At 37.9% G+C, this 12328-nt stretch carries 13 protein-coding genes; 9 read left to right on the top strand and 4 right to left on the bottom strand.

Annotated elements, in window-relative coordinates; genetic code table 11:
- The first annotated feature begins 177 nt into the window (after positions 1 to 177).
- The 4 genes from spxA (at position 178) to pepF (ending at position 4362) form a co-directional block, all read left to right on the top strand.
- Positions 178 to 576: a transcriptional regulator SpxA gene (gene spxA / locus BMX26_RS02125; RefSeq protein ID WP_075529823.1), complete on the top strand. Its 399-nt coding sequence runs from the start codon at positions 178 to 180 to the stop codon at positions 574 to 576.
- Between the two features lie 136 nt (positions 577 to 712).
- The gene (locus BMX26_RS02120) at positions 713 to 1453 is read left to right on the top strand and encodes an adaptor protein MecA (RefSeq protein WP_075529822.1); all 741 of its coding nucleotides are present in this window, start codon (positions 713 to 715) and stop codon (positions 1451 to 1453) included.
- Positions 1454 to 1535: 82 nt separating this feature from the next.
- Positions 1536 to 2483, top strand: a complete 948-nt coding sequence (locus tag BMX26_RS02115; RefSeq protein ID WP_082272441.1) for a competence protein CoiA — start codon at positions 1536 to 1538, stop codon at positions 2481 to 2483.
- Between the two features lie 64 nt (positions 2484 to 2547).
- Complete coding sequence (gene pepF / locus BMX26_RS02110; protein ID WP_075529821.1) at positions 2548 to 4362, top strand: oligoendopeptidase F; 1815 nt, start codon at positions 2548 to 2550, stop codon at positions 4360 to 4362.
- Between the two features lie 31 nt (positions 4363 to 4393).
- Here pepF and BMX26_RS02105 read toward each other — a convergent pair whose 3' ends face one another.
- Entirely contained in the window at positions 4394 to 5047 is a 654-nt protein-coding gene (locus BMX26_RS02105; RefSeq protein ID WP_075529820.1) for a DsbA family protein, read from the bottom strand.
- Positions 5048 to 5226: 179 nt separating this feature from the next.
- On the opposite strand from BMX26_RS02105, the gene BMX26_RS02100 reads away from it, so the two are divergent.
- Genes BMX26_RS02100 through mgtE form a run of 4 tightly spaced genes read left to right on the top strand, consistent with a single transcriptional unit; the run spans position 5227 to position 8988 of the window.
- Positions 5227 to 5907, top strand: a complete 681-nt coding sequence (locus tag BMX26_RS02100) for a GTP pyrophosphokinase (RefSeq protein ID WP_075529819.1) — start codon at positions 5227 to 5229, stop codon at positions 5905 to 5907.
- A gap of 2 nt (positions 5908 to 5909) precedes the next feature.
- Positions 5910 to 6713 carry an NAD kinase gene (locus BMX26_RS02095; RefSeq protein WP_075529818.1) on the top strand — a complete coding sequence of 268 codons (804 nt, stop codon included), beginning with the start codon at positions 5910 to 5912 and terminating at the stop codon, positions 6711 to 6713.
- Positions 6703 to 7599 carry an RluA family pseudouridine synthase gene (locus BMX26_RS02090; protein WP_075529817.1) on the top strand — a complete coding sequence of 299 codons (897 nt, stop codon included), beginning with the start codon at positions 6703 to 6705 and terminating at the stop codon, positions 7597 to 7599. The genes BMX26_RS02095 and BMX26_RS02090 overlap by 11 nt, the downstream gene beginning before the upstream one ends.
- A 15-nt stretch (positions 7600 to 7614) precedes the next feature.
- Positions 7615 to 8988 (top strand): magnesium transporter, encoded by a 1374-nt coding sequence (gene mgtE, locus BMX26_RS02085; RefSeq protein WP_075529816.1) that lies wholly within the window; start codon positions 7615 to 7617, stop codon positions 8986 to 8988.
- Between the two features lie 32 nt (positions 8989 to 9020).
- Here the strand turns inward: mgtE and BMX26_RS02080 are convergent, their stop codons facing one another.
- Positions 9021 to 9659, bottom strand: a complete 639-nt coding sequence (locus tag BMX26_RS02080) for a copper homeostasis protein CutC (RefSeq protein WP_075529815.1) — start codon at positions 9657 to 9659, stop codon at positions 9021 to 9023.
- 10 nt (positions 9660 to 9669) lie between these two features.
- Positions 9670 to 10701 (bottom strand): lactonase family protein, encoded by a 1032-nt coding sequence (locus BMX26_RS02075; RefSeq protein ID WP_075529814.1) that lies wholly within the window; start codon positions 10699 to 10701, stop codon positions 9670 to 9672.
- 145 nt (positions 10702 to 10846) lie between these two features.
- Between BMX26_RS02075 and BMX26_RS02070 the strand changes: the two genes are divergently transcribed.
- Entirely contained in the window at positions 10847 to 11200 is a 354-nt protein-coding gene (locus BMX26_RS02070) for a PTS glucitol/sorbitol transporter subunit IIA (RefSeq protein WP_075529813.1), read from the top strand.
- Between the two features lie 139 nt (positions 11201 to 11339).
- Here the strand turns inward: BMX26_RS02070 and BMX26_RS02065 are convergent, their stop codons facing one another.
- Complete coding sequence (locus BMX26_RS02065) at positions 11340 to 12314, bottom strand: GMP reductase (protein ID WP_075529812.1); 975 nt, start codon at positions 12312 to 12314, stop codon at positions 11340 to 11342.
- Positions 12315 to 12328 lie beyond the last annotated feature (14 nt).

Genomic DNA, 12328 nt, shown 5'->3' with positions numbered 1-12328 from the left:
TTGTTAAAAGAAATTATGCGTGACATTTTTAAAATGATTCTAAAGACAAAATTCACAAATTATTACACAAAAATTACAGAAAAAAGGCATTAATTGTTGCAACATAGTGTATAATAGTAAGTGAGGATATATATTGTATGGTTACATCAGGTTTACTCTGAGAGGGGCGATTTTTTTATGGTTACCTTATATACATCACCAAGCTGCACGTCTTGCCGTAAAGCACGTGCATGGCTTGACGAACACAATATTCCTTATCAGGAAAGAAATATTTTTTCTGAACCATTAACAGTTGATGAGTTAAAGCAGATTTTGCAAGTGACTGAGGATGGGACTGAAGAAATCATTTCAACGCGTTCTAAAGCATATAAGAATCTCAACGTTGATATTGATGATTTGTCACTGAAAGAACTATTGGATTTAGTACAAAAAAATCCAGGTTTATTGCGGAGACCAATTATTATGGATGAAAAGCGACTGCAAGTGGGTTATAATGAAGATGAAATTCGCTGCTTCTTACCACGTGAAGTTCGTGCTTTAGAGTTGCGTCGTGCCAAGGAGTTAGCTGGATTTTAATTAACCTTGGATTAATAGACAGACAGTAAACTGAAAAATTCAATTTGGGCTGCCTTATTGGTAGCCTTTTGTTTTATTTTTTGTTATGATATTGTTTGCATAAGTTAAATAGATTATGGAAACGGAGGAAATCCCTATGGAAATGGAAAAAATCAACGATAATACAATTAGAGTGTTACTTGAAAATGAAGATTTGACCGAACGTGGGATTACCGTTCTTGACTTGCTGGGTAATCAAAGCGAAATTGAGAGCTTTTTCTTTAGCATTTTAGACGAAGTTGATGAAAATCATGAATTCCGCAACAATGAAGCGGTAACTTTTCAATTAATGCCTAACCGTACGGGGTTAGAATTACTGATTACCAAGAGTAATCCTAGCGCAGAAAAAACAACGGAGACTGATGAAGAAACAGCAAAGTTGGAAGAAGCTGATAATAATACTAACAATGAAGCACATAATTCATTGACAGAAGAATTAGCTAATTATTTGCGAAATCATTTGGATGAAGAAAAACTAAGCCGTCAAAGCAGCAATAAAGGCGTTGGTAGTGGAGAAAATGACGATTATTTCAATTTCCAAGGCGAACTTTATAAGCGTTACTTAGTTAATTTTACTACTTTTGATGACTTTGTTGACTTTGCGAAAGCTTTCCCTTATGCTGATGAATCCAGCGCTGATTTGTATGCCCATAACGGACAATATTTCTTGGAACTTGCGCTTAGCAATGAAGAAATGACCGCTGAAAATATGAAGGATGCTTTGGCTTTGGCTTATGAATATGGTAATAAGGTTGAATTTTCGGTTGATTTAGTTCGTGAACGGGGAAAATTAATTATGGATGGCAATGCCATTGAATTAGCACAACATCAATTTTAAAAATAAGCACCAGTTAGGCTGGTGCTTATTTTTATTGCATAATAACTGTTTTTTTAGCGTCTTTATATCTAGGGGTGGCTAAATGCTTTATGCTTTGGATGATAAAGGACACTTGATTGGAGCAAAAGATGCTGTGGCAAAGCAAACTTATTTTTGCTCCGGATGCAAAAAAGCAGTATATGTTAAAAAAGGTCGGATTAAAAACCCGCATTTTGCTCATTACCGGCAGGCGTGCGACATGTTTTCTGAAGCTGAGACTGCTATACATCTGCAAGGAAAAAAATTATTGGCACAATGGCTGAAAGATTTAGGATATCAACCGCAAATAGAAGCTTATTTGACAGACCTCAAGCAAAGACCAGATTTATTGATTAAAAGGACAAAAAACATGTTGGCACTAGAATATCAATGCTCGCCTATTGGGGAAAAAAGATATTGGCAAAGAACAAAAGGCTATTGGCAAAAGGGCTTGAAGGTCTGCTGGATATTGGGCATGAAGTACCGTTTACACAAATATTTAACGGCATCCGTGGCAAAATTCATCAACTGGCACCCGGCTGTGGGATTTTACCTGCTTTTTTTAGATGTGAAATTAGGCCGCCTAGAGCTTGATTATAATATCCAAACAGCTTCTTTTTTACCAGTGTACTATCAACGGGCTTATTTTAATAATTTACAAGAACTCAGAGCTTTTTTTTGCAAAGCAAAGCCCAACAAACTGACTTTAAATCAACAGCAGCGCAGTTATCAAATTTTAAAACTAAGGCAGAAATTGGTTAGATCAAAAGGATTAGTGCATCAAATACAAACAGAGTGTTATCTGCAAAAAATCGACTGCTTTCAATTATTAACCAGTTGCTTAGATGAAGCTCTTTCGGCGCCAATTTACCGTACTCCTTTATGCTTTATTAGAGCTTTGATTTATCTTAAGCCACAGTTCAAGAAGCAAATTCTGTGTAAACAATGCTATTTTATGCCGTTGATAACTAAAAAATTAAAACAAAAGTCTTTTTTATGGGTTGATTTTTAATTTAAAACTTAGTAAAATCTAAGTGAACAAAGAAAGGGCGGTTATTAAACCGGTGGTGAATTAAATGGCAGAAGTTAAGCAATTACCTAAACGTGATGAAGTCCCAGTAGAACTTACTTGGGATTTGGAAAAAATTTTTAAGGATGAAGCAGCATTTCAAAAAGCTTTTGATGATGTAGCCGCTAAAGCAAAGTCCTTTTCACAATACAAAGGTACTTTAGCTAAAGGCGATGAATCTTTATTAAAAGCTTTGGAAGCAATGCTGGCAATTGAACGCCAAATTGAGACGGTATATGTTTATGCTAGTATGAAAAATGACCAGGATACAGCTAATGCGGATAACCAAGCTAAAAATGCTGCTGTTCAAAAATTAGCGGCACAAGTATCAGAAGCAACAGCCTGGTTTTCACCTGAACTATTAAAAATCCCTAATGAACAATTGCAAAATTATTTTGCACAAAATGCTCAACTTAAGGCTTATAAGCATTTAATTGATGCTTGGCTAGAAGAAAAAGATCATGTTTTATCTGATAAGGAAGAAGCTTTATTGGCAGGGGCTAGTGATGTTTTTGCTACGGCTGAAAATACTTTTGAAGTTTTAAATGATGCCGACTTGAAGTTTTCTGTTATGAAAGATGAAAAAGGTGAAGATGTTGAACTATCAGACGGAATTTACGGGACTTTGCTAGAATCAACTGACCGGCGTGTCCGAAAAGAAGCTTTTCAAAAATTATACGAAGTTTACCGTCAGTTTAGACATACGTTTGCCAGCACTTTAGCTGCGCAAAATCGGATGGAAAACTTTGTGGCAAGGGTCAGACATTATGATTCGGCCAAGCAAAAGGCTTTGGCAGATAACCATATTCCTGTGTCTGTGTATGATACTTTAATCAAAGTTACTAAAAAGCATTTGCCGCTGCTGCATCGTTACGTCAAATTACGCAAAGAGATTTTGCAACTTGATGAAGTGCACATGTATGATTTATATACGCCTATTACAGGTGAAGCACCGATTAAATATACCTATGAAGAAGCTAAGGATGAAGCATTAAAAGCCTTGCATGTTTTGGGTGACGATTATGTTTCACATGTTAAGGAAGCTTTTGATAATCGTTGGATTGATGTGGTAGCTAACCAAGGCAAGCGCGGTGGAGCTTATTCAGGCGGGGCTTATGATACAGCACCTTACATTTTATTGAACTGGCAGGATACCTTAGATAACCTCTTTACTTTGGTGCATGAAATGGGACATACCATCCACAGTTACTACACGAGACATAATCAACCTTATCAATATGGGGATTATTCCATTTTTGTAGCTGAAATTGCTTCAACCACCAATGAAAATCTGTTAACACAGTATTTGCTGGATCATTTTGATGATAAGAAAATCAAGGCTTATGTGTTGAACCATTATTTGGATGGCTTCAAAGGAACTGTCTTTAGACAAACCCAATTTGCTGAATTTGAAAATTGGACGCATGAACAGGATGCTAAAGGACAAGCTTTAACGGCAGATGTCTTAAGCGATTATTATGGTGCTTTAAACAAGGCTTACTATGGTCCTGATATTTACAATGATGAAGAAATTTCCCTAGAATGGGCTCGGATTCCGCATTTTTACTATGATTTTTATGTTTATCAATATGCGACAGGCTTTGCGGCTGCGACAGCGTTGGCTAAGCAAATCTTAAATGACGATCCAAAAGATACTGAAAAGTATCTGACCTACCTTAAATCGGGTTCGAGTGCATATCCAATTGATATTATGAAAAAAGCTGGTGTTGATATGACCAGCGAACAATATTTGGAAGAAGCTTTTGCTGTTTTTGAACAGCGGTTGAATGAATTTGAAGCTTTAGTTAAAGAAGGATTATAAATAAAATGAGGCTGTGTCTATCGACACAGCCTCATTTTTCTTGTTTATTAAACAAAGGGTAAAGTTTAGCACAAATTTTTCTGGATGAAGTCGCGCGGTGAAAATCAGGACAAATAAACTCGTCTCTATCACCTAAAAGTAAATCTTCCAACAAAGCAAAAGATTGGCAGTCCTTAACGGCAAATCCGCAATCATAACCATCAAGATTGTAAATAATCATAGTTGGATTAGAATGAACGTTTAATTTAGCAGCTAATTCTTGATCTTTTTTAAAGCATTTTACTGCTAAATCTGAATGACGATCCCCTAAAAACATCTCTAAATCAAGCTTGCTGGCTTTGGCAGCTTCAATGACTAAAGCTTCATCATAGTCGCGCTGGTAATCATGAATTTGCTTTTGAATATGCAGAAGGAAACACTTGCCGCGCTTGGTTCCTTGGAACATCGCTGCTTTGTAATCTAAGACAGCGCGATACAAAAGCTGCGTAATTTCGTTGCGCTTTTGCAAATTGCAAATATTCAAGTTGTTTGCTGACATGATAGCTGTAGTAGACTCCATATTCAAAAGCGGCACAAATTTAAATTTGATGCGTTTTTTGGACATTTCAGCAAGTCTTAGGATATTTTGTTCAGCTTGATAGCAGGTTGCTCCCAGGGGATTGACGAATAAATACAACTCAAGCAAAACCTTTCCCTCACTTTTCTTTTTAGTTTCTAAACTATACTTTAGCAAAAAAAGAAAAATTTGCAATTATTTTGACTGAAATTAAAAAATAAATTGCGTTGAATATCGAGCTGGTAGCATACAATTTAGATGTAACTTGTGTTAAACTTGAAAGTAGATAAAAGAAAGGCGGTGTTTAGATGGAGCGAGATTGGGATAGTTTTTTATTGCCATATGTTGAAGCAGTTAGAGAACTGAAACTCAAATTCAGATCGTTAAGAGACCAATTTGCTAAAGATGGACACTGCCCCATTGAATTTGTTACTGGACGTGTAAAACCGGTAGCCAGCATCAAAGAAAAAATGATTCGTCGCCAAATTAGAGATGAACGTTTAGCTGATGATATGGAAGATATTGCCGGCATTCGGATAATGTGCCAATTTGTTGAAGATATTTATGAAGTGGTAGCTCTAATTCGCAAGCGCAATGATATGCATGTTATTGAAGAACGTGATTATATTGCCAATAAAAAAGCCAGTGGCTATCGATCATATCATATTGTGGTGTTATATCCGATGCAGCTTTTAGATGGTTCACGGGATATCAAAGTTGAAATTCAAGTCCGGACTTTAGCTATGAATTTTTGGGCGACAATTGAGCATTCTTTGGGGTATAAATACCGTGGGATGTTTCCCAAAGAGTTGAAAGAACGATTAAAACGCAGTGCTGAAGCTGCTTTTATGCTGGATAATGAAATGTCGAGTATTCAAGAAGAGATTCGTGAAGCTCAAGAGATGTTTAGCAATCGTTTAGTGGCTGAAAAGGGCAAACCGCCTAGTACAAAAGCCGATAATACTGATACTTTGGATGAGAGGAAATAACAATGAGGGTTGCCATTTATGCCAACGACGGTAAAAAATCACAAAATGTAAAGAAAAAGTTGCTGACCAGACTTAAGGAAAGACATTTCGCGTTAGATGATTTACATCCGGAAGTCGTGATTTCAATTGGCGGAGATGGAACTTTGCTGTCCGCATTTCATCATTATCAAGCACAACTAGATACTATCCGTTTTGTAGGTGTACATACGGGACATTTGGGCTTTTATACTGATTGGCGCGATGATGAAATTGATGATTTAGTCATTAGTCTCGAATCGGATAATGGTCAATCAGTCAGTTATCCTTTGCTTGATGTAGGAGTTAAATATGCTGATAGTCCAAGCAAGGTTCATTATCTTTCTTTAAATGAATCGACGCTCAAGCGTATCAGTTCAACAATGGTGACAGATGTTTATCTCGGTGGTGAATTTTTTGAACGTTTTCGTGGCGATGGCCTATGCGTTTCAACACCAACTGGATCGACCGCTTATAATAAATCTTTAGGTGGTGCGGTTGTACACCCCGACCTTGAAGTTTTGCAAATTGCCGAAATAAGTTCGATTAATAATCGTGTTTTTAGAACATTAAGTTCACCCATGATTATTGCGCCAAATGATTGGATTACTTTTAAACCGCATGGCAGTAACTTTATTTTGACGGTTGATTCTGAGACCTATCAAGGACGGACGATTACGGAAATCTATTATAAAATTTCCAAAAAAAGAATTCATTTTGCCAAGTATCGGCATAATCATTTTTGGCTTCGAGTACAAGAAGCCTTTATAGGAATAGAGAATGAAGATTGATTTAAAATATGGAGGTCAAACTCCATGTCATTTAAAAACCTTTTTAAAATCACAGGGAATATCACGCGGATTATTGGCCAAAATTAGACATGAAGGCGGCGCTATTGATGTTGATGGAAAATCCGGGCGTAAATTAGATATGATTAATCCAGGAGCACATATAACACTGGTGATGCCACCGGAAAAAGCACGTAAAGATCCAGTGGTGCCTTCATATGTGCCTTTGGATATTTTATATGAAGATCGTGACTTTTTAATTGTCAATAAACCAGCTCATTTAGCTGCGATTCCTTCACCGGATCGTAAGCATCGGTATGATTCTTTGGTTAATCGAATCATCGGATATTATCAGCTGCGCGGTATTACCGACACGGTGGTGCATATTATTACCCGCCTTGATCGTGATACGACGGGGATAGTGCTGGTGGCTAAGCATCGCTATGCGCATGCTTTAATTGATCAGCAGGTTCATGCACATACCATCAAAAAAGAGTATTTAGCTATCTTATCAGGCAAGCTTACCACTAAGCATTTTATGGTTAATTTGCCGATTGGTAGAGAAAGCGGCAGCTTGATTAAAAGGACGGTTACAGATGACGGAAAAATGTCATTGACCGAATATTTTTTACAGGCGCAATTAAAGCAGGCTTCTTTATATCGGGTTCGCCTGCACTCGGGTCGTACCCACCAGATTAGGGTCCATTCGAAAGCTATCGGACATCCGCTAGTGGCAGATACGCTTTATGGCGGGAAAATTGCTTTGCCGCTGGAAAGGCAGGCTTTGCACTGTACGTATCTTGCGTTTTATCATCCTTTTTTAAAAAAGCAGCTTTGTATTCACTGTGATCCTCCGCGTGATTTTAAAGGTTATCTAGATAAAAATTAGAAAGAGTGGATGGTCATGGCAAATACTTTTGAAACAGCCCATGATAAAAGTTCAACGATTATTCAATTATTGAATAGCCAAAATGCGCGTAAATTCAGAGAAGAATATTTAGATTTGCACGTTTATGAGCAGGCCCAAATTTTTGTTGACCTTAATGAAAAGCAAAGGGCGAGGCTTTACCGCTATTTGACAGCTGAAGAAGTCGGCGATATGTTTGATGCGATTGAAGAAGAGCCTGAAGATGTTGTAACTTATTTTAAAGAAATGCCAACCCAGTATGCAGCAAATGTAATTGATCAGATGTATACTGATAATGCCGTTGATATTTTGGCTTATGCACCTAAAAAAGATCTCGCCAAATATTTGCGCTTGATTCCTACGGAAAAAGCAGCTGAAATCAGAGAGATGCTACATTATGAGGATAAGACAGCCGGTGCGATTATGTCGACGGAATTTGTTGAAATTGTCGGCAATCAAACGGTCAGATCAGCGATGCATGTTATTAAACGCGAGGCAGAAGATGCCGAGACGATTTATTATGTCTATGTGATCGGCTCCAATGAAAAATTGATTGGGGTAGTAACATTGCGTGATTTATTAATGCATGATGATGATGTGATGATTGAAGACATTATGACTACTCCGGTCCTATCAGTTCAAGTCTCTGATGATCAAGCTGAAGTTGCGCAAACGATTCGTGATTACAACTTTGTTGCGATTCCCGTTACTGATTATGATAATAAATTGATAGGGATTATCACGGTTGATGATATCATCGATGTTATTGATGAAGAGTCAGCCGAAGATTATTCAGGTTTAGCCGGGGTTGATACCGATAAAGAAACTGACAATAATCCTGCTAAAGCAGCTCTTAACCGTTTACCATGGCTGATAATTTTGCTGCTGCTTGGGATGTCGACGACTACTTTGATTTCACACTATGAAAGTATGATTGGGCAAGCCAGTATTTTAGCAATTTTTATTTCGTCTATCACAGGGACAGCTGGGAATGCCGGTACGCAAAGTTTAGCGGTGGCTGTGAGGCGGTTAGCTGAAAAAGAAGAAGATCAGCCTTCTTGGTATAAACAATTTTTGACCGAACTTTTAACAGGACTGATGATAGGTTTAGTCACAGGCTTGACCATCTGCATCATTGTTGGCATTTGGAAGCAAAATTTTGTACTAGGCTTTGTTATTGGCATGGCCATGATGTGTGCGATTACGGTGGCTAATTTAGCGGGAACTTTTATCCCTAACTTAATGGATAAAATCGGAGTGGATCCGGCAGTGGCTTCAGGTCCGTTTATTTCAACTTTAAGCGATTTAACGTCGGTTTTGATTTATTTTAATATTGCTAAAGTCTTTATGAAATTTTTTATGGGACAATAAAAAAGCGTTGGTTACTAAAACCAACGCTTTTTTTAAAATTGAAGTAAGCGAGTGCCATGAACTTCTTTAACTTGCAAAGTTTCAGCAATCTCTTGAAAATTAGCAAAAGTAATTCCGCCGCCAGGCAGGATAGCAATTCGCTGCTTAGCATAAGCAATCGTTTCTTTGAGGTTGTCTAAGCAGGTATCAAGCGGTTGCTCAAATGGCCCGCCATGGGTTAAAATGCGATCGAATCCTTGCGACACAGCCCAATCAATAGCTTCTTTTTGAGCGTCTAAAGTTAAAGCATCAAAGGCCATGTTGATTTCCAACTGCATCCCACCACTAGCTGCGGCTAAATTTTCCATGGCATCAAAATCTAGGGTGTTATCTTTGGTTAAAGCACCAAAAGCGACACAATCAGCTCCTAATTCTTGAGCCGTAAAAATGTCTTTTTCCATGATTTTCAGTTCGGTATCATCGTAGATAAAATTACCACCGCGCGGTCTAATTAAAATAGTGACGGGAACTTTTTTTTCGTGCGCATATTTGATAGTTTGAGCCATAACTCCGTTGGAAACGGTGGTTCCGCCTACAGCAAGGTTGTCGCACAATTCAATTCTTTTAGCACCCAATTCTAGCGCTTTAGGAACTAAAGTATAATTTTCTAAGCAAATCTCTTTAATAATCATAGCTACTCCGTTAATCTAAATCAGTAAAGCAGACGCAAACGCCTTCAGGAACCGGAATGTCTTTTTGCAGACAAGTTAAAGCGCCAGTTTGTTCATCGCGGGCATAGAGGGTTCCGTTATCAGTATTTTGGTTAACGCAGACTAAGAATTTGCCTGAAGGATCAATATCAAAATCACGCGGAAAATCACCGTAAGTGGACGTAAAACCGACAAAATCAACATTATGACTCTTATTAATTTTGAATTGTGCCAGTGAATTATGCCCACGATTAGAAACATAGATAAACTTGTCATCAGCTGAGATGCGAATGGCAGCTGCACCGTTATGTTCCGTCCAGGCAGTAGGGATGGTCTTAACTGTTTGTTCTAAAGAAAAAGTGCCGGTTGTTTTATCGTAGCGCAAAACGGACAGCTTGCTAGAAAGTTCGCCAGCCAAGTAAGCATATTTACCGTTGTGAGCAAAGACTAGGTGGCGTGGCCCAAAGCCGGACTCTGTTTTGAATACAGAAGCTAAAGTCAATTTGCCTTCAGCGGAAATATCATAGGTTGAAACAGTGTCACAACCTAAATCAACGGCAACTAAGCGGCCATCTGGAGTCAAATCAGTGTAGTGTACATGAGCACTGTCTTGCTCAGGCAAAGGACCATGTCCTTCATCTTTAACGGTATCTGTTAAAGTTAAGGTTTGATCAGCATTGATTTTATAAACATCAATTTGACCTTTGTGATAGTTGGCGGTAAAAATTAATTGGCGCTTTTCATCAAAACCGACATAGCAAGGGTTAGCTCCTTTAATGAGAGCTTCATCAATGAATTTGAATTCTTTATTATTAGCATTATATGCGGAAATTCCGCCTAAAGCATCTTTTTTAGCCACTGTGACAAGCGTCTTGTTATTTGTCACTTTCATATAGGTTGGGTTTTGCACCTTGACGACAACTTTTGGTGTTGAAATTTGTTGGGCATCAGTATCTAAAACAGCGTAGTAGATACCTTGACTGCTTTTTTTTGTATATGTTCCAAAGAGAAGTTCTTCTTTCACAAAAAACATCCTTTCTATATTCAAGTTGTTCCTATAAATTATACCACATTGGAAGAAAATCTAAGTTTACGAAACTTAAAATGTGCAGAATCATTTATTTACGGTATAATAAAGAAAAGCAAACAACGAAGAAAAGAGGGTTAAAATGCTTAAGAGTAAAATTACCTTTATTGGTCAGCAAGCAATTGATGATAAACAGCCTTTGTTTATTTTGTTTGGTGAAGAAGCCACTGACCGCTTACGTGAAGTTTCAGCCATTCAACGTTTTGAAACGGATATGAGCGGGTATGCGCTTCAGGCAGGATCAACTGTTGAATTTGATGATCAAACATATCAAGTCGACTATGTCGGCGAACTGGTAAAAGATAATTTGACGACCATTGGACATACTGTTTTTTCATTTACGCCAGTACCTGATAATCCGCAAGCTAATATGGTGTATGTACATCCTTATCAATTACCTGAAATTAAAAAGGGCACAGAAATTAAATATAACTAAAAAGCAGGCTAAGCTAAACTTGGCCTGCTTTTATTATGAACTCAAAAGCTGTTTCAAAGTTAGATATACTAAAAAATAAGCATACCAGTCATCCAAAATGAAAAGCATGCTTATTTTTTAGTATATAATCTTTTTAACTTTAGTAGTCGCCATTAAAAATAGAATTTTTTACGATAACATAATCAACTTTACGCAAGGACATTAATTCTTTGCCGCCAGCATAAGAAATAGATGATTGCAGATCTTCTTGCATTTCCCGTAAGGTGTCGGCAATGTGACCACGGTAAGGGACTAATAATTTTTTGCCTTCGACATTCTTATATTGGCCTTTTTGATATTGTGAAGCAGAGCCAAAATAGACTTTATATTTTTCGCCATTTTCTTCGACAATTTCACCTGGTGTTTCTTCATGGCCGGCAAATAAAGAGCCAATCATAACCATTGAAGCCCCAAAACGGATGGATTTAGCAATATCGCCATTATGTCTGATGCCACCATCAGCGATAATCGGTTTGCTGGCAGCTTTAGCACATTGGCGTACGGCAGCTAATTGCCAACCGCCGGTACCAAAACCGGTCTTGAGTTTAGTGATGCAGGCTTTACCAGGCCCAATGCCGACTTTAGTAGCATCAGCGCCGGCGTTTTCTAATTCACGGACACCCTCAGGAGTACCCACATTACCGGCAATGACAAAGACACCCGGCATTGCTTTTTTGATGTGGTGAATCATATCAATTACCGTATCAGCATGGCCATGGGCAATATCAATTGTAATATATTCAGGAACGAGGTGTGCTTGTGCTAATTGATCAATCAAATCATGCTCTTTTTGTTTAACCCCAACTGAAATTGAAGCAAATAAGCCCAAATCGTGCATTCTTTTTACAAAAGGTAAACGTTCGTCTTCTTCAAACCGATGCATAATGTAAAAATAGCCATTTTGAGCCAGCCAAACAGCAAGCGGTTCATCGATGACGGTTTGCATATTGGCAGGAACGACCGGAATGTTAAAAGTCATTGGACCGAATTTAACACTGGTATCAATTTCCGAACGACTCTTAACGATACATTTATTAGGGATAAGTTGGATATCTTCATAATCAAAAACTGGCATGAGATTACCTCGCA

It is taken from the genome of Ligilactobacillus sp. WC1T17 (assembly GCA_900110005.1).
Classification (GTDB): domain Bacteria; phylum Bacillota; class Bacilli; order Lactobacillales; family Lactobacillaceae; genus Ligilactobacillus; species Ligilactobacillus ruminis_A.
The sequence above is the reverse complement of the archived record's forward strand: the minus strand, read 5'-3'. Positions and strand labels throughout refer to the sequence as shown.